At 52.7% G+C, this 18,874-nt stretch carries 14 protein-coding genes; 9 read left to right on the forward strand and 5 right to left on the reverse strand.

Annotation, left to right across the window (positions count from 1 at the left end; all coding sequences use genetic code 11):
- Positions 1-23: 23 nt before the first annotated feature.
- The gene (locus IEY38_RS12570) at positions 24-1,169 is read right to left on the reverse strand and encodes an alpha-D-ribose 1-methylphosphonate 5-triphosphate diphosphatase (RefSeq protein WP_188978282.1); all 1,146 of its coding nucleotides are present in this window, start codon (positions 1,167-1,169) and stop codon (positions 24-26) included.
- Between the two features lie 710 nt (positions 1,170-1,879).
- Between IEY38_RS12570 and gfo6 the strand changes: the two genes are divergently transcribed.
- The 3 genes from gfo6 (at position 1,880) to IEY38_RS12585 (ending at position 5,665) form a co-directional block, all read left to right on the forward strand.
- Positions 1,880-2,950, forward strand: a complete 1,071-nt coding sequence (gene gfo6 / locus IEY38_RS12575; RefSeq protein WP_188978284.1) for a D-xylose 1-dehydrogenase Gfo6 — start codon at positions 1,880-1,882, stop codon at positions 2,948-2,950.
- A gap of 393 nt (positions 2,951-3,343) precedes the next feature.
- On the forward strand, positions 3,344-3,613 hold the full coding sequence (locus IEY38_RS12580; protein ID WP_229775289.1) for a hypothetical protein: 270 nt from the start codon (positions 3,344-3,346) through the stop codon (positions 3,611-3,613).
- Between the two features lie 837 nt (positions 3,614-4,450).
- Complete coding sequence (locus tag IEY38_RS12585; protein ID WP_188978286.1) at positions 4,451-5,665, forward strand: ABC transporter substrate-binding protein; 1,215 nt, start codon at positions 4,451-4,453, stop codon at positions 5,663-5,665.
- Positions 5,666-5,697: 32 nt separating this feature from the next.
- On the opposite strand, the gene IEY38_RS12590 is transcribed toward IEY38_RS12585, so the two are convergent.
- On the reverse strand, positions 5,698-6,384 hold the full coding sequence (locus IEY38_RS12590; protein WP_188978288.1) for an NADH-quinone oxidoreductase subunit B: 687 nt from the start codon (positions 6,382-6,384) through the stop codon (positions 5,698-5,700).
- 140 nt (positions 6,385-6,524) lie between these two features.
- Here IEY38_RS12590 and IEY38_RS12595 point away from each other — a divergent pair, with 140 nt between their 5' ends.
- Complete coding sequence (locus IEY38_RS12595; RefSeq protein ID WP_446685128.1) at positions 6,525-7,130, forward strand: helix-turn-helix domain-containing protein; 606 nt, start codon at positions 6,525-6,527, stop codon at positions 7,128-7,130.
- Positions 7,131-7,953: 823 nt separating this feature from the next.
- Complete coding sequence (locus tag IEY38_RS12600) at positions 7,954-9,198, forward strand: Cdc6/Cdc18 family protein (RefSeq protein ID WP_004594978.1); 1,245 nt, start codon at positions 7,954-7,956, stop codon at positions 9,196-9,198.
- A 529-nt stretch (positions 9,199-9,727) separates the two neighbouring features.
- Here the strand turns inward: IEY38_RS12600 and IEY38_RS12605 are convergent.
- Positions 9,728-10,084: a HalOD1 output domain-containing protein gene (locus tag IEY38_RS12605; protein ID WP_188978292.1), complete on the reverse strand. Its 357-nt coding sequence runs from the start codon at positions 10,082-10,084 to the stop codon at positions 9,728-9,730.
- A gap of 494 nt (positions 10,085-10,578) precedes the next feature.
- Between IEY38_RS12605 and IEY38_RS12610 the strand changes: the two genes are divergently transcribed.
- Positions 10,579-11,049: a hypothetical protein gene (locus tag IEY38_RS12610; protein WP_229775290.1), complete on the forward strand. Its 471-nt coding sequence runs from the start codon at positions 10,579-10,581 to the stop codon at positions 11,047-11,049.
- 15 nt (positions 11,050-11,064) lie between these two features.
- On the opposite strand, the gene IEY38_RS12615 is transcribed toward IEY38_RS12610, so the two are convergent.
- Positions 11,065-11,676 (reverse strand): TetR/AcrR family transcriptional regulator, encoded by a 612-nt coding sequence (locus IEY38_RS12615; protein WP_188978296.1) that lies wholly within the window; start codon positions 11,674-11,676, stop codon positions 11,065-11,067.
- Between the two features lie 494 nt (positions 11,677-12,170).
- On the opposite strand from IEY38_RS12615, the gene IEY38_RS12620 reads away from it, so the two are divergent.
- From IEY38_RS12620 to IEY38_RS12630, 3 genes are all read left to right on the forward strand, one after another.
- Positions 12,171-14,105 carry a COG1361 S-layer family protein gene (locus IEY38_RS12620; RefSeq protein WP_188978298.1) on the forward strand — a complete coding sequence of 645 codons (1,935 nt, stop codon included), beginning with the start codon at positions 12,171-12,173 and terminating at the stop codon, positions 14,103-14,105.
- A gap of 27 nt (positions 14,106-14,132) precedes the next feature.
- Positions 14,133-16,625 carry an efflux RND transporter permease subunit gene (locus IEY38_RS12625; protein WP_188978299.1) on the forward strand — a complete coding sequence of 831 codons (2,493 nt, stop codon included), beginning with the start codon at positions 14,133-14,135 and terminating at the stop codon, positions 16,623-16,625.
- Between the two features lie 144 nt (positions 16,626-16,769).
- Complete coding sequence (locus tag IEY38_RS12630; protein WP_188978301.1) at positions 16,770-17,366, forward strand: TetR/AcrR family transcriptional regulator; 597 nt, start codon at positions 16,770-16,772, stop codon at positions 17,364-17,366.
- 188 nt (positions 17,367-17,554) lie between these two features.
- Here the strand turns inward: IEY38_RS12630 and IEY38_RS12635 are convergent, their stop codons facing one another.
- Complete coding sequence (locus tag IEY38_RS12635) at positions 17,555-18,211, reverse strand: lactate utilization protein (protein WP_170098789.1); 657 nt, start codon at positions 18,209-18,211, stop codon at positions 17,555-17,557.
- Positions 18,212-18,874: the final 663 nt, after the last annotated feature.

The raw sequence follows: 18,874 nt of genomic DNA on the forward strand, positions 1-18,874 counted from the left end.
ACCTAGTACGCATCACGAGTAGGCTATGCAGAGCAATACACTTCGTCGCCGGCAACGTATGTTCGTGCTATCGATGGAACCGGGTCTGGGTCAACGACGATAAGATCGGCCCTTGCCCCACACTCCAATCGGCCACGATCGTACAGACCGGCAGCGGCAGCTGGTACAGTAGAGACACGTAATACCCGGTCTTTGAGAGAGTCACCGGTTTCGGTGAATACGGAGCTAAGCAGTGATTGCGGACGAAAGTCGCTACAGAGAATGTCGACAACACCGTCTCTGATCGCCTGAGACGCATCGGGCCCGTCCCAGAGACTCCCACCGCGAACCACATTCGGCGCACCCATCGCAACGCTCAAGTTTAGCTCGGTTGCACGCTGTGCAACACGGTGGGAGAGCGGATATTCACTTATCTCTACCCCGATAGCAGCGGCGTTGTCCACACTCGAAACGGTTTCATCGTCGTGTGAGGCGACTGGAATATTCCTATCGCTCGCTAGCTCTGTGATTTCTCGTGCACGCGAAATTAGTTCTATTTCGGAGAGACCATTGCGGCGTGTTTCGAGAGACTGAAGGCTTGACTCTGAGACCCCATCCGGAAGATTATAGCGTTGTGTAAGTGTATTTTCGCCAGTAAACTGGCCCGTTCCGGGAATGTGTGAGACAAGGGATACGAGATCGCCCCCTGATTGGATTTCTTGCGAGACGGCGTCGACAGCCGTTTGATTGGTGAGCTCACACCGCATATGGAGTCTGTTGTCGATCCTGGCACCGGTTTCGTAGTTGAAATCTCGGATATGCTCGGCCAAGCGACGAGCTAGTTCGATACTCCGATTATCATCTGGGATGTCTTCGAACGCAATGGCATGATACTTTGTCGTAACTCCCGCGCTGGCATTGGCAATATCACATCGGTCCAAAGCGACCGTCGTGTCAACGCGCTCACCAGCTCTCGGAAAAAGGTGCCGTTCGATATCATCACCGTGAAGATCAACCAATCCAGGTAGAACATACTTCCCCGTCGCGTCAATGTCCGGGGAGTCATGAGATTCTGCTTCCACTGAGACTATTTTTCCGTCAGAGAATACTACTGTCCCGTTCTCAATTTCGCTAGTCGGCGTAACAACGGTTCCTCCCGAGATCAGTGTTCGATTTGCATTGTTTTTCATGCGATGTAGCTCCCTAGAGGGTTTACCAATGTATTTACAATCGACTTCGCCAAAACATGAATATGCGCTTACTACGGCTATTCTACAGTCCGATATAGAGTACATATTTATATGTAATTAACAGCGGTAGCTGTTGTGATAATGAAATAATGGGAGACGAGTTCTTCAATCACCACCATCGGTTGTTAAAGACGGACTTAAAATACTCCAACAGTTCTCAGGTTTGAATAGAGCCTCCGTCCAGCGGATTTAAACATATGTAGTGTTTCACATAGTTTATACAAATGTCAGAACGTCTTAATTACTAAGTTATGATTATATAATACCTTCACAGAGTAGACAATTTGCGCGTAATTCTGGCGGATTCATGTCCATTAGGATACACCTACCCGCATAATACCGTATTAACTGTTTGAACGAGCGCGTTTGAACAGTGATTTCTTTCTATTTTTTCCATAGTGAGAAAGAGTATAATAGCACCTACCTGAGGAAGAAAGTCAGTTGTAACAAGATTACTGCACAGTACAGTGACTAACTCCGGCGACATCACCCGCTCATCAGTGGTTGGACACAAAGACAGCCGAACCCAGACACAATCAAGACCACGTCGGTCGGAGTTGTGAAGTTTTTTAATATTTTATTACCACTGTCATGGCGTTTGTGTGTTCAGAAACCGAAGTTTTTAGCGCAAAGGTTTAAAATATAGCTGTATGAAAGACTGGATTGATACGTATAACGAGCGTGACTGGCAAACCACCACGGACGGAACGGTTCGATACGCACTGTTAGGACTTGGCTGGTGGACAATCGACCTAGCACTCCCCGCAATTCAGGACTCTGATCTGGGTGAAGCTACGACGTTTGTCAGCAGTTCTTCGGAGAAAGCTGAACGTCTCGCCGATGAGAACGGTGTGGACCACGGGATCAGTTACGAAGAGTTCCACGATGGGGAAGCAGCCGACAGTTTTGATGCCGTCTACATTGGGACACCGAACGCCTTGCATCTGGAATACGCCGAGACAGCCGCAGAGTTAGACAAAGCGGTCCTGTGTGAGAAACCGATGGAGTCAACGGTCGAACGGGCCGAAAAAATGGTTGAGGTCTGTGAGGCCGCCGCTGTGCCGTTGATGATTGCCTACCGGATGCAGACTGACCCCGCTGTTAGGCGTGCAAAAGAACTCATCGAAGACGGATTCATCGGTGAGCCAGTATCCGTATACGGAAACAATAGTCAGCCGCTGCTTGAGATGAATCCGGACACGGACCAGTGGCGGCTCGACTCGGAACTCTCGGGCTATGGTACCTCAGTGATGGACTTAGGGATTTACTCGATCAACACGACTCGGTTTCTGCTCGACCGGGAACCACTGGCAGTGCAGTCACAGATGTATTCTTATAGCGAGGCCTTCGACGATGTGCCCGATGAACGCTCCGGGGCGCTGCTTGCGCTGGAAGACGGTATCAAAATGGTCACGACTGATAGCCAGAACGCCCACAGTGATACGCAACTGAAAATAACTGGGACGGACGGGCAGATCGAACTCCGTCCAGCGTTCCATGGGAAAGCAAAACTCCATCTGTCTCGAAACGAGACGACAGTAACTGTCGAACACGAGAGTTTTGACGCGGAGGACGAAATGCGGGAGGAGTTCGACTACTTCGCTGACCGCGTTTTGACTGGTAGCGACATTGGCCCGGACGGCCGCCACGGACTCCAAGATATGCGAATCATCCGGGCAATTCACAAAGCCGCAGAGAGCGGCGACGTCGTCAAACTGTAACTGACTCATTCGAGTTTATTTGATCTCATCGCTGGCACGTTGTCTTGAGATTTATCCAGCTGACGATCACGACTGTCGTGTTGGTCCAGTCAAGACGGCGTACAGCGCGATCGCAGTATAATACTCGAGATCGGAGAACAGAAGCGACCCTCACATTGGTTTTACACACATTGTATCGGGTGCTTAATCACCATCAGCGGTAAATGCTATCAGTAATCCGACTGATTTGTTCGTGTAGACGTGGCGAAACCCAATTTGAACTGGTCGGCTTTGTTTGGACGCGAGCAATAGCCAGTTAGTTTCGTTAATGACGCTATAAATCAGCCACTCAATTAAACTGTAGGTGTAGCCTCCGACAAATGGATACAAGAGGGTGATGGTCTACAGAATGGTATGTTCTCTCAACAATCCGGCGCGTTCTTGGTTGACTTTAGCGGGGTAGTGTATCTCGGGGACGGGGCCCTATCGGAGGCGGTCGAATCGGTGAATCGGCTTGGTGAGCGGGACAAGGAACTGCGATTGCTGACGAACGACCCACGCTTTCAGCGTCAGACGATCGCGAACAAGCTTCGGGAGGATCGACGCGGAAGAAGACAAGATCATCACGTCAGGCTGGGCGACTGCCAACCACCTCGGCCAACAGGATGTAACCACGCTCCTTGAGCGCGAAAACTACAGCCTCGACGATTGATCGTCGATGGTAGGTATCGTCGTCATGGCGAACGTTATGCGCCATATATAGCGGGGAGAACTCTCAGTGTTTGAACACTGGCCCAACATGGGGCTCCGGAAGTTCGTCCGGAGTCGTCTCAATCAGACCTTTGTCAGCGGTCGCAGTCTGTAGCCGGTCGAGATTCCGGATGGCCCCCCCGCTTTCCGCTACCCCATCCGGAACTGGAAATTTGCTCTGGAAGTCATATTTAGATGATAGTCGTACGAGGATTTACACTGTACCGCACCAGGTATCGCATAAAAAGGCTCCTGCTCACAGTTGAAGCCAAGAAGTATAATAACACCCGTACAGATGTTATTATTTGCCGCCAGCGAACTCGATAGGCTCTCAACGGCCGCTGGTATCAGAAGGTCGTATTTGAGACAGCAATTATCTGATGGGACGGTACGAATATCATATTCAGGTCAAATATAAGTCCAATTTTATCACCCAAGAGCATTCAGACACAATGTAGAATAATATAGTCGTAGAAGTGCAGCCGCACACAGTTAATCTTGGCTATAGAAATAAGATTATCTTTTTCTTTATTATAATCGTGATTTCGATGTCTAAATAGATTATCGGCACATCCAGAGTAATCATATTTCACACGTTTTGAGTATATGATGGTATATCTATAATCTATAGGTTTAAATAGATAGTATTCACAGACAATTTTGAAGAACAGATCATAAATCAGAGCTAGTCAAGAAACGTTCAGTATACCTACACGAGGGCCATCTGGTTAATCCGAAAGCCATATACACCATATTAGGCCAACCTAAAATATGGACGAGACAGACGGAGCAAGTAATCTCACGCGGCGCGACTACCTCTCCGGCGGTAGTCTGCTGCTCGGCACGTCGATCGTAGCCGGTTGCTCCAGTAACAGTGGCAAACCGTCCAGTACAGCAACATCGAGTGGCAAAGAGACGAGCACAGCAACCCGGTCAGAAGGCGGCTCCTACGTTGCCTCGCTTTCCCCTGTAGGGGAAGTCGAGTTCGATTCCGTCCCGGAGAACGTCTTCACGATGTACAATCAGTATGCAGACATGCTAGTTGCTCTTAACCACGGTGATGCAGTCAATTCGATGTTCGTTCCAGACATGGCTGGGCCATCGATGAACCACTACTACGAACGGCTTTCTGGTGTCTCTTTTGGGTGGGAGAACCTTCCGAACCCCTTCGACAATTTCAGCAAGGAGTTCTTCTACAGCCTCAGTAGCGACGTTCACTTTCTGGACCCCGCATGGGCGATTACCCAGGAGAACTGGGATATGGGCGATATCGAGGAAATCGTCGACAATGTCGGCCCCTTTTTCGGGAATTTCTACAGCGGAACACACGGTGACCCGCAAGAACCCTACAGTGAGAGCTACCAATATTACACGCTGTGGGAGCTTTTCGGTCGTGTCGCCACCGTGTTTCAGGAACGAAGACGTTACAAGCAACTCAGAGCCGTTCATCAAGAGCTCATCGAGACCATCAAAACGAATCTTCCACCCGAAGAAGATCGACCAACCGCAGTTCGGGTTACACTTGGCGACGGCCAATTCTGGACGTATCATCTGAACCGACCGGGGTTCTGGCTCGCCGACACGCGTCCGCTCGCTGCCAACGACGCCTTCGGGGAGGAAACATGGGATGGTCTTTGGGGTTCGGTCGGGTATGAGACGATGCTAGACGCGGACCCCGACGTAATCCTCCACCTCTGGGGGATGACACCCCGCTACGACATGAACAATGTCCGCGAGAGGCTTGCGTCACACAGCGTTGGAAGCAATCTCGCGGCGGTAAAAGACGACCGCGTGTACGCACACGGAATGCGATATCACGGCCCGATCATGAATCTTTTCCAGATCGAAATGACCGCAAAGCAGCTGTACCCCGATATCTTTGGCGAGTGGCCGACCTACGAGAACGGAGACCACTATCCAGAGATTCCATCGGATGAACAGCTTTTCAGCCGCGACCGGGTTGCTGAGATCATTACGGACGGGTAATCAGTCGAGACGGTTCCCGGATCGTATAGCCGTTATGGCGTACTCCAGTCGTACCGCATGACGAGGTCGTCTTCGTCGATCTCACTGGCAAGTTTGTCCACGAGCTCGTCCCGTTTGAGGTCGCCGAACTGCTCCAGTTCGTAGGGTTTGACCGTCACCGGCGAGGACTCACCTTCGGCGATGCTCTCTTGCAGTTTGGCGACGCCGTAGATGAGTGCCTCGGGGCGGGGCGGACAGCCTGGGACGTGAATATCGACCGGAATGACTTGCTCCGCACCTTTGATGACGTTGTATCCTTCCTGAAACGGTCCACCGGAGATGGTACACGACCCCATCGAAACGACGAACTTCGGCTCGGGCATCTGGTCGTAGACGCGCTTCATCCGCGGTGCGAACTTCGAAACGATGGTCCACGGGACGATAATCAGATCTGCCTGTCGCGGTGATGCCCGTGGGACTCCGGCAGCAAAACGATCGAGGTCGTGTTTCGTTGCGAGAGTGCCCATCATTTCGATGGTGCAACAGGCGATACCGAACTGTAGCACGAACATCGAGGACCCCCGGACCCAGTTCATGAACGCGTCGAATTTCGTGAGGATGAACGGAGACGAACCAAGAACCTCTCGAAGTGTAGAATTAAATCGGTTATCCACGCTTCTGCCGGAGCATATCTGCTCACCAGACTGTGCGTCGTCCATACTCTGCCGATCACTGCTCATGAACAGAGACAGATAGATAGTGAGAGCGAATACGCGAACTGTCGTACACACTAGTGTGTTTATGAAGGAGCCACCACCAGGGCTCGTCCGTGAGATATCTCCGCTTAGAGATTCAGTATGCACCGGAGTATCAGCGTCCGATGCACCGCTTTATGACCGAAAGCGGTGCAATCAAGCGCGAATGGCTCGTGACGTGGAAAGTCGGGGTCGAGGACGGGATCGCCTACACACTGTTTTATGTCGTCGGTGATCGCGAACCCTACGAATCGGCGCTTTCTGCGGTCGAAACCATGGAAAGCTACGATATCACACCCGTTCGGGACGAGGCATTCTACGCGTTCGTTCGTGGCCGAGAAACTGACCAATCACGGCAGTTCTACGCGGCGTTCGAACAGCCGACGCTAATGGTGGTCCCACCGGCTGCCTACCGACCACACGGAGTCGTATTGTTCGATGTCGTCGGGGAGCCTGCCGCTCTCGAACAGGTTCGGAATGCCCTTCCCGATGGAATAACGGTAAATGTCCGGAAGGTCGGGGAATACGATGCCAGTCCCGGAACATTCGCCATCGGCTTGACTTCACGCCAGCGCGAAGCGCTCGCCGCAGGACGGGATGTCGGTTATTACGACGTTCCACGAAATGGGAGCGTCGAGGACGTTGCCGAGGAACTCGGTTGTGCCCCCAGTACTGCATCAGATCATCTCAGAAAAGCGGAGGCACGGCTTGTTGAACGCGTGTTTAGATAACAAACATGCAGAAGCAGCAGGTGCAGATTCGCAACTTAGCACTAAACTGCTCAAATAGGAGGGAAGTGATAGAACGTAGCGAGTGGGTTAACCGGTTTTCCGATGACTGACAAGCGAGCAGTATGATAGAGGGAACACCACAGTGTCTGCAGTAACACTGCGTTAGAATATCTCTATAGCCGATTTACTGCGGACATTGTGGCGTCTGACCCAGACGCATAGAGAACACCTCCGAGTGGACACCACGATGTCCGCTGTTCTACTGGCCGTTTGAGAAACCACGAGGGGATTACTGCGGACATCGTGGTGTTAGCCGTTCCTGGATACACCACGATGTCCGCTGTTCTGGTGGATATTACAGGAAAACAGCGGACATGGCGGTGTGTACTAAGGCAGTAGGAACGCTATGAATCACCGACAGAGAGGCTGAAGGGTGTAAAACAATCAAGCAATGGGAGGTGACACTCCCACCCCACTTTGTCCGCTGTTCTTCGAGGAGGACAGAGTGGGGGAAGGAAGAGACGGGAAGATCTGGTTCGTAATGGAGTTCGTCTATGCTAGAGATATCTATGAGTAATACTGTAGTGTCTTCGTCTACAACTTTCTAATTGCATTACGGTCTAGCTCTCTCCAGACTATTATAAACTTTTCTTTTATTCATAGTTCATTTCTTCCCCCCTCCCACTCTTTTCTAGTTACTGCGGACATAGTGGGGTGGGAGGGTTCCGCCATTCTTTTATAAGTGATAGAACAGCGGACACTCCGGACACTGCGGACAGGGGTGGTTTTATGTGGGTTCCTTCCAATAAATCAGGCAACGACTATGGGGATGTTCGAACGCGACACTGAGATATACTTGGATCGGGATGCGCTTCGGGAGGACTATCAGCCTGAGAATCTCGTCGGGCGTGATACTGAACTAAACCGGTATCGAGCAGCTCTCCAGCCCGTAATCAACGGTGAACAGCCTAACAACATCTTCCTGTACGGTAAAACAGGGGTCGGAAAGACTGCCGGCACGCGATATCTGATCGACCACCTCGAGGAAGACGCAGCGAAATACGAGGATATCGATCTCACGGTGAAGATGCTAAACTGTGATGGCCTCTCCAGTAGTTATCAAATTGCTACCCGACTCGTCAACGAATTCAGGGACGAAACGAGCCAGATCAGTACGACGGGGTATCCCCGTGCAACGGTGTATGATATGCTGTGGACCGAACTCGACTCCTGTGGCGGGACTATCTACATTGTGCTCGACGAAGTGGACCACATCGAAGACGACAGTATCCTCTATCAACTCCCCCGTGCGCGAGCGAACGACAATCTAAGTTCTGCGAAGATCGGTATCATCGGTATCTCGAACGATTTCTCTTTTCGTGATGACCTCTCTCCGAAAGTCAAGAGCTCACTCTGTGAAGAGGAAATTCAGTTCCCCGCATATGATGCGAAGGAGCTGATCCAGATCTTGCAACAGCGTGCTGACGTAGCGTTTCACGACGGCGTCCTCGAAGACGGGGTCATCGAACTGTGTGCTGCGTACGGAGCGAAAGACGCCGGTGACGCACGGCAGTCACTCGACTTACTCATGAAAACGGGCGACCTGGCCCGCGACAAGGATACGGATACGATTTCGGAAGACCTTGTTAGGGAGGCCCGCGACGTTCTGGAACGAGGCCGGATACAGGAGGGTATTTCAGGACTGACACAACACGGTCATCTGGTCGTGTACGCAATGGTTACGCTTGATCAAGAGGGGAAGACGCCGGCCCGGACGCGGGATATCAGACCTCGATATACGAATTTCGCCGAAAAGGCAGGGATCGATCCGCTTGTTCCACGCCGGATGCGTGATCACCTCGGCGAGCTGTCGATGTTAGGTATCATCTCGGCAATCGAGCGGAACGAGGGACGACGTGGGGGAACCTATCGCGAGTATTCTCTCGAGATGGACCCGGAGATGATTCTTGCAGCACTTGAGAAGACTGTCGACGATGTTGGAATCCACAAATCCGTCACTAATCTCGTTGATAGCGAAGCGACGCTTTCGGACTTCCAGTCCACTTAGGAACGGCGGACATGGTGGTGTCGAAACCGGTTGATACGTAGCGGTTTTCAGGATATAGAACAGCGGACACAGTGGTGTTGCTACCAGTGATCGGAAGCTCCCGTATTTACTCCAATGGCGTATAGAACTACGGACACGGTGGTGTCTAATAGTACCGACTCTACCTTTGGTGCGATGATAACTACCGTAGAATCTATAGATATTGTCTTTGAGAATCAAATCTGTATAATATGTTTACAGCTAACTCCCCGTTTCAGGAGAGATGCTGGATACTAGCTTTCTGCGTCAATCCATTGCTTGTTCGAAAATCAGAGACCATCTCGTTCATCACTGGGAACGAATTTTTCATGTAACCTATCTGGAAAAACCTCTGGCACAGCCTATTCGCACCGATTACCGTAGACTATCTTGGTCTGGACCGTCCGGTGGTAAAAGTCTGCAATTCAGGCAGTGGTTTTGAGATATATCGGCAGTGGGGTGCATATGCAACGCGGCTACCAACCCAGGCTAACCGTCCTGGTCCTGACGATTAGTTCTTTCTTGCGCGGCTGCTGTTAGTGCCCGACAGCCGGATCACACCGTCAGCCCGAACTGTCACGATAATGTTACGGTACCGAAAGGTAATGTTCTGGCTCGCTGATCCGATTGACTGGTCTGGCTGTGTACCGAATAGTAGTGTCTCAATGGCATCGATATTGATGTAGTCGTGTAACGGCGACTCACGATACGTTTCTGTTCCCGTCTGATCGGCAACGGCCTGAACAATGACCGTAGCAAGCTCTTTATCGCTGGTTGGATTGTACTGAACTTCAGTTAGAGTGCCGCTCGGTGCCGCAAATAGTCTCTCATCTCCATCAGCTCCATCGCTCTGGCTGTCGTCGGTCATCTATCTACCAAACAACTGGAGCGTACATATAATACACCTATGAATATTCGGGCATAATAACTACTATCTTCAATCTAATGGTGAATGAGATATTAACTATCCTGCTAAGCTATACGGTATAGCTATATTGGAATATATTGACCAGTCAATACACATACCACGAACATCCGTGATCAGAGCGGGTCATATATGGTAACAATAGTCATGAATTCTGCGGTAGTGTCTGTTTGTTGAAGGTGTCCACCTCCATGCATCAACTATCCAGACGGCAGTTACTCGGAGCCGTGGGTTCGGGATTGATCGCACTCGCCGGTTGCAGCAGCGATCAAAATAGTGGGTCAGACGAAACAGAGAGTGGCGGCGGAGCCGAACCAACGCCTGATCAAGGTGAGACAACCAGCACGGATGCATTGTCGGGCAGCGGAAACGATGATAGATCGACACAGTTCGGACAGGTCACGCAGTTCCCAGAATCGTATGCGATGACAGCCACTATGCAGTCTGAGGGACGGACCATCGAGATGACTGGTCGTTTCTACCAAGGGGATATGTACTGGTCGTTTGACCAGCAAGGACAACAGATGGAGATGTACCATATTGGGAACAGTACGTACACCGTTGCTGGGGGGCAGTGTCTCCGCGGAACGATGCAACAGGGGATGGATCGCGACGAGGTTGATCCGGGTCGGTTCGCCGATCAGCCGAAGGCAAACTCAGACCTCACGCCGGTCGGCCGGGATACCATCGATGGCGAGGAAGTATTGGTGTATGAAATCTCTCAGGACGGCTCTCAGGAGCCGGTGACATACTACGTCCTCGCCGACTCCGGGTATCCGCGACGTATTGAAGCCGAGTCAATGCGGTGGGATTTCCACTCGTGGGGCTCAGTCGAGCCGATCCAGAAACCCGAAGGGGACTGTCGGTCGATGCCCGGTGACGGCATGACAGCTGACGGGGGCAGTTAATCGATCAGCCAGACGTTACTCAGCGTGGCTCTCGGAGAGTAAACAGTGCTCGACATACCGCCGGAATTCGGCTCTCACGTCGTCGATCGTGTCCTCGTCGCTGGTAATCCGTTCCGCCTGAATACCGACTAAGACTGTGTGAAATAGTGCGGCTGTCTGCGATGGGTCTTCGACATCAAATGCACCGGCATCAACACCCGCTTGGATGACACGGGCGATCTGCTTTCGAATAAAGTCATCACTTCTGCGAAAGAGACGGTTGTAATCATCGTCGTGTGCTGCCTGCGCCCGCAATTCAATCACAGCCTGAGAAAACTCGACATCACTGTTGCTGCTGGTCCCAAATATTTCGTCGATGATGACCTCGATGTACGCCTCGGGAGACTGGTTGGGAAGCGGGACCTGATTTTCGACCTGCTCAAGCATATAATCAAGAAGGTCTACCAGCAACTCGTCTTTATTATCATAGTGGTGGTATATAAGTGACTGACTCTTCCCGAACTCGTCACCTATCTTCGAGATAGTCAGCTCCGCATATCCGTGCTGACGCAGTGCATAGAAGGTGGCTTCGAGGATTTCCTCGCGGGTCCCTTCCGGGTTCTCAAAAAAGGATATCTCGTTAGTCATCTTTACATCGACCGTTCTCTGCTTGAACGGTACGGTTCAAATCACTCACGGTTCTACTGTTTCCTCGTTGTCGGCCATGTGGCCAGTCTGGGGCCTCGTTTTCATCACTGGATTGAGTAAAGACAACTGTTCGTATATAGCCATACAGTTGATTACACATTCAATAAACTTAAGCGTATTGTTGACCCTTGTCTCAAGGGTGAACTGGGCTGCATTCCCGTTCTTTCCGTTCGTATCTCTATTATGGGTATCGTACCTCTAAGCCCCATCTGGAGGTGTTTGTGGATTTTATGTCGCAAACAGATAGAGGAACCGAAAACCGAGCAGTCCGGGTTTTGATCGGCTGATTGTTCCTAGCCGAGCCTGAGAGATACGAAAGCACTGTATGTGATTGAACGTTTAGTCAGCCACAGGAATGACGACTGGCAAACGAAGAATTTCGAAGCCGTTTATGACCACCAACGAATCGCGGAGTGAATGGAAGTCTTACTAATATGGCATCTAACGCACAGAAGCTGCTACTCTTGGCCGTAGTGGGGATTGTTGTAACTAGCGGAACGGCAACCGCTGCGGTCATTGGGAGCCCTGATATCGATGCAACGCTTGAAGACGACACCGTCGCCCCTGGTGAACAAAAGACGATAGAAATTTCACTGGTCAACACTGGCGATCTTGAAAGCGGGTCCTCCCAAAATCCGGCGCTGAACAGCGAGGTAACCACAGCAAAGGGACTCACTGTGTCTCTCGGCTCAGGGGACGCGCCGATATCGATCAAGAACTCGAAACGAAGCCTTGGAACGTTGCAAGCGGGGCCGAAGACTACGGTTCCGTTTACGATCAGTGTGGACGATGACGCCAGTTCCGGAACGTATGATGCACAGCTACGATTGGATTACAAGCACACGAGCTACATTTCCGAAGGAACAGGTACACGGGACGAGGACCAAACGAGAGAAACTGTAGACATTGAAATAGATGTCACCGACGACGCCACGTTCGACGTAACTAATGTTGAATCGAATGCGCGCGTGGATTCGACAGGAACAGTGGCGGTCAGTGTGGAAAACACGGGCGACAGTCCTGCACGGAACGCTGCGGTAACCCTTGAATCACAGAATCAAGATCTCACAGTGAGTGGTGGGACTGCAACCTCGCGGTTTGTCGATACATGGGACACAGGTGAGACTCGGACGTTCCGGTATCGCGTGACCTCCACAGAAGCCGCAGAGCCAGAGTCGTATCAATTCGACTTGTCGGTGGCCTTTGACAATGAGGATGGCATCAGAACACAGTCGCCAAGCCAATCCGTTGCAGTTGCACCCGACCCCGAACAGACGTTCTCAGTCGTCAATGCAAGCAGCTCCGTTGCTGTCAGCAATACAGGGACGTACGAGGTAAATCTACGCAACACGGGCCCGTTGACGGTCAACGACGCCGCTGTCAAGTTCAACTCACAAAACGCGGACATAACGTTCGGCCAGAGTCCGTCGACGACTGCATATGTGGGAGAGTGGGAGCCAGGCGAAGTTCGAACAGTCCGTGTTGATGCGACAGCGAGCCCCGACGCTGAAGACAGAAGCTACGCTCTGTCGGCTACCGTACAGTACGACGATCAAGAAGGCGATACCAGCGCGTATGATAATATCCCCATGAGCATTACCCCTGCGCCTGAGCAGAACTTCGGCGTATCCGATATCGAGGCGTCACTGCAGGCAGGTGAGGACGGCTCACTGAGTGCAACCCTCACAAACACCGGAACCCGTGACGTGGAGAACGTCGTCGTCTCCTGGCAGAGCCAGCAGTCAACACTGTCGCCAAAGGAGACGCAGTATGCTGTCGGAAATCTCGATGCGGGCGAATCGGCCAACTTCAGCTTTGGCGTTGACGTGTCCAACAGCGCAGAGGCAGGCGCCCGGCAGTTTGACTTCGGCGTGAGCTACCGCGACGATAACGGTGACAGGGTTGACGCAGACACACTCGAGATTCGTTCAACAGTGGCTGGTAGTCAGGACGAGTTCGACATCGAAATGCAGAACGCAACGCTCGGTGTGGGGCAAGACCGCTCGATTACGTTTACGATAACGAATACGAAAGACAAGACGCTGACCAGTATCGAAGGGAAGGCGTTCGTCAATGATCCCCTCAGCAGCAGTGACGATGAAACGTTTATTGCTGAGCTGGAACCCGGTGAATCAGAAACGGTTTCGGTTCAGCTCTCAGCGGGAAGCGATGCACTGGACAAGACGTATCCGCTCAATCTCGACTTCCAGTATGAGATGCCTGACGGTGATAAACGGGTCTCAGACACGTATAGTCTCCCAATAGAAGTCACCGACCAGTCTGGAGGCGGCGGAACGCCAGTGTGGCTTATCGGTGGCGTTGCACTCCTGGCAGTCGTTGGCGGCATCGTCTGGTACAGGCGACAGTAACTCTCCGAGGCTAACGTATATGTCACAATGTTAGACTATCAAAAATATATCGACATCCTGGACGATTGGATTGTCAATCGTGACAAGACAGTCGTTGCTGCGTTCATCGTTATGACCCTCATTCTGTCGGCAGGGTTCGGCATGACTGCGACCGACTCGGGGACATCACAGTTCACTGATGGCGTTCCTGCACAGGAAGCGTTCGACGAGGTCAATGATAACTTCGAGCGCGAACCGTTCGGCGAAGGGACCGGCTCTACGACGCTTATCCAGAAGGACCAGAACGTCCTGTCAAAGCCGGCGATCCTCAATATGCTGAAAGCCCAGAACCGGCTGACGCAGCGCGAATCACAGGACGTCGTTGGAACGACGAGTGCTGCACAGGCTGTCGCACAGACACTTGATCCGGATGCAGAGACACTGCCTGAACAGATCGATGCCGTCGAAGCAGCCTCACAGTCGGAAATCAAATCTGCCGCTCGAACCACGCTTGAGCGCCAGCCGGCAGTTGCAGGGCTTCTCAGCAACGACCTAAACCGAGAAGAGCCGTCGGCATCAGCAGCACTGACAACTGTTACACACGAAGTGCCAGGTGTCTCAAGCAGTGCCGGGACAGAGGGGACATCACCACTGACGCCCATCCAACAGGAAGCGGACTATATCGTCAGTTCGGTCGATGGTGATATCTCTGTCTTCGGCAGTGGGATCATCTCCGCAGAACTGAGCAGTGTCATCTCTGATTCGCTTGGACTCGTCGTCCCGGCTGCCGTGGTCTTGATTCTGTTCTTCCTCATCATCGCGTACCGGGACCCGTTTGATCTGCTCATTGGCCTCATCTCCTTAGCGATGGCAATTATATGGACATTCGGGTTCATGGGATGGGCCGGTATCCCCTTCACGCAGATGTTGATCACAGTCCCGCCGTTGCTTCTCGCTGTTGGAATTGACTTCGGGATCCACGCCGTAAATCGATATCGCGAAGAACGCGTCGAGGGGATCGAACCGACGCCTGCAATGCGGACCGCGACAGATCAGTTACTCCCGGCGTTCTTCATCGTAACTGGCACGACAGTACTGGGATTCGCCGCCAACGGGACCAGTCAGCTTGGTCCGATCCGCGACCTCGGGTTCGTCGCCAGTGTGGGAATCCTATTTACATTCCTCATCTTCGGTATCTTCCTGCCAGCGCTGAAGCACTTCACGGACCAGCAGCGGGTGCGATACGACCTCCCCGAATTCAGTACCGCTCCGATTGGCTCTGAGGACTCTGCAGTCGGTAAATCGCTGACTGTCGGTGTCGCAATCGCCCGCCGAGCCCCGTACGTATTCTTCGCCCTCGTGCTGGTGTCTACGGCAGCTCTGGGGGCGTATGGGACTGGAATCGATACCCGGTTCACCACTGAGGACTTCCTCCCACCGGAGGAGAACCCCGGATACGTCGAGGTCCTGCCGGAAGCTGTGGCGCCGAATGAGTACACAGTCACGAAACAGATAAACTATCTTGAGGACAACTTCGAGAGCGGCGAGAGTGATACAGTAACCGTATACGTCGAAGGGTCGTTACAGGACGGAACAGCACTAGAGGAGATCCACCGGGCGAATCAGGACCCACCCGACTCCTTTGTTACAACCGGTGGGAGTGCAGATTCGACTAGTATCCTTACCGTCATTAACCGCTACGAGCGTGCTTCACCGGAGTTCCGACAACTCGTCGCACAGAACGATCAGAACGGAAACGGTGTCCCCGACCAGAATCTTCCGACCATCTACAACGCGCTGTATGACTCACCGTACGGCGACCGGGCAGAATCGTACATGACTGACGACTACACGCGCACGCGAATCGTGTACTCTGTCGAGTCTGATGCGAGTCAACAGGAAGTGACAGAGGACACAAGAGCCGTTGCTGATGAGTTCCGGATGGAGGCGACCGCAACCGGCAGCGTTGTGGTACTCAAAGCCGTCTCGGATGTAATCGCAGAATCGGCGTACATAAGCCTGGGTCTCGCAATTGTCGCGTCTGCAGTGTTCCTGTTGTTCGCGTACTGGCTACTTGAACGCCGTCCCGGGCTTGGGGTTGCGAACCTCATCCCGATACTGCTCACCATTGCCGCCTTGGCTGCGACAATGCGGTATCTGGACATCCCATTTAACGTCCTCACCGGAACGACGTTATCGATCGGAATCGGGCTCGGTATCGATTACTCCGCCCACCTCGTCCATCGGTTCTCTGAGGAGTACCGCGGCGACGTCGGCTTGCTTGAAGCACTCGACATCAGCGTCCGGGGAACAGGTGGTGCGTTGGCCGGCAGTATGGTCACCACGACATCCGGAACCGGAGTGCTCGTCCTCGCAGTCGTCCCGATCCTGGGGCAGTTCGGGTTATTGATCGCCCTCAGTGTGCTCTATTCGTTCGTAGCGTCCATACTGGTGCTCCCAACCTCGATCGTCATCTGGGACCGCAGCCGTGGAACGCTTGGGACGCTACTCTCGTCGCGCCAATCGCGGAGTGTGAACTGATGCGGTCCACTCACTTCGGCTCCTGCTCACCTGGGCCCGCTATGACCAAACTGACCAACTTAGTCAGAACCGTTCGGGGACAGCGTTCGAACAAACGGTTCTGTACTGCCACCCCAGCTACAATCAAGGAGGACGACTGTCTATATGACTAAAGAGAGCGACGCCCTCTGTGAAACTGAAAAGGAAATCATGCACGCAACTCACAGAGCGCTTGTTAACAGTGGGTACGCTGCGCTCTCGATATCGCGTATCTCTGAGGAACTTGACAAGGCCAAGTCGACGATATACCACTATTACGACTCGAAAGACGCCCTGCTTCTTCGGTTCCTCAGATTCACTGTGGACCGATTCGAGGAGACGATCAATACCAGCATCGGTGACGATCCGAAAGAAGACCTCAACCACATCATCAGGACACTCCTCCCGTGTCAGCTAACCGAGGAGAGACGCCAGCTACACAGCGTTTTAGTCACGCTCTCCCCGCAAGCGCTGGAGCGGGAGGTATTTCGCGAGCAGTTCACCGAGATCGATACTCGACTCGCTACAATCATCGAAAAAACTGTTCGCCGAGGCGTTGAAGCGAATGTGTTTCGCGATGTTGATCCGATGCACGCGGCCGAACACATTCTAGCAACGATCAAAGGAACCATGTATAGCCGCCTCACGACCGACCGTGAAGCCGCGACGGCCGCAGCGAAAGCGTCTCTGTTCTCGTATATCGACTCCCATCTGGTTTCGTAGCTCCTGCCAGTCTGGCACCCGTCAAATTACCTCTGTTACATGGTCCGGATCAACCTCATCGACAGGCTGTTCTCCTGTAGACTACGAAGACTGAGAACGTGTCGAGAACCGGTGTTTTTCGATAGTGTGTTTCTAACCTGAAAGTAAGGGTAGCGGAGCCGACACCGTTCAGCCCCGAATTACTGCAGTTAGTAGCCGAGGTGTTCTCGGACGAGGACAACGGTAGTGCGGTCCTCTTCGAGCTCCTGACGGAGGATGAGTTGTTTGGCAATCGCGGAATCGACGCCGTAGGCCTCCTTCGCACGCTCGTTTTCGAGTGGATATGCAACGGTTTCCAGTCGGTCGAGAGCGTCTTCGAGTGTCGGCACGATCTTGTTCACGCCACTGACGATGACGACGTTACTGGCCGCGAACGGATACGCACCGATGCGGCTCCCCGAACGGTCCGCCGCGACGAGTTCGCCGGTCTGGGAAATGCCGTTGATGCCCCCGAGGAAGTAGTCGGCCGTCTGTGACTCTCGTCGGGCAGCCTGGCGCTTCGCGTCGTCATCGATACTCCAAATCTCGTCGGGGAGGCTCTCCCACTCGTGGTCCCCCTCGCCCAGGTACTCGACGAACCCGATCTCTTCGAGCGTCGTCGAGTGGCCGTTCATGACAGACGCCTCTGCGGGGATGAGTGACTGAAGTTCTGCGAGCGCATCATCAGTCGAGTCAACGACGACGACATCGAACCCGTTTGCCTCTAGGTTCTCGACGGTCTCCTCGATGGTCTCCTCGGAGGCCAGCTCGTCCAGCGATTCGTCGATATCCGCGTCGTCTGCGTAATCTGATTTCTGTTGAGACATATTGTGTTGTGTGGGTGTGTCAGCATCAATACGGAGGTGTAGCTCCCACAAAAGTACTCGCGGACACCGGTGTCAGGTAGTTACATCGGTGATACCCCGATCGCCAGTCAGGATGTAACATCTGGCTGTACTCTGTCCGGAAACAGCACGGGGTATCTGAATGATGACTGCGATATCAAATACTGAAAACCGGGGGGTAGCATATATTGCGCTCCATTCATCATGTTACGCTATCAATGCAAATGGCTCGTAAGGAAACTACAGATACTATCGGGACACCCTCGAAAATGGTTCTGTTCTGCCCGGACTGTGACTTTGAGAGTGGTATGATCGGGGGAGACTGGGATGTTTCGAGCACCCGATATACGACGAACTATCACTGCCCGCAGTGCCAGCACTCGTTCAGCGTTTCCAATCGCCGGTGACGTCTAAGCAGAGCATGGACGGACACATAGCGGCTCGGTATTTTACGGGCTGAACATCATACACACTGTGTTATGTCGAAAGGGAGGAATCATTAATCTGTTTTAGTCTCACCTGAAAAAATACCAGTCGGGAGCCGGTGAGCGGTGGCATCACTACTCAGGCAACACAGAATCGACGTCGCTGATCTTGTCATCAGACAGACCGGAAGTACGCCTACTCTGTTTGTTGGGATAGCCG

Source organism: Haloarcula sebkhae, assembly GCF_014647415.1.
Classification (GTDB): Archaea; Halobacteriota; Halobacteria; order Halobacteriales; family Haloarculaceae; genus Haloarcula; species Haloarcula sebkhae.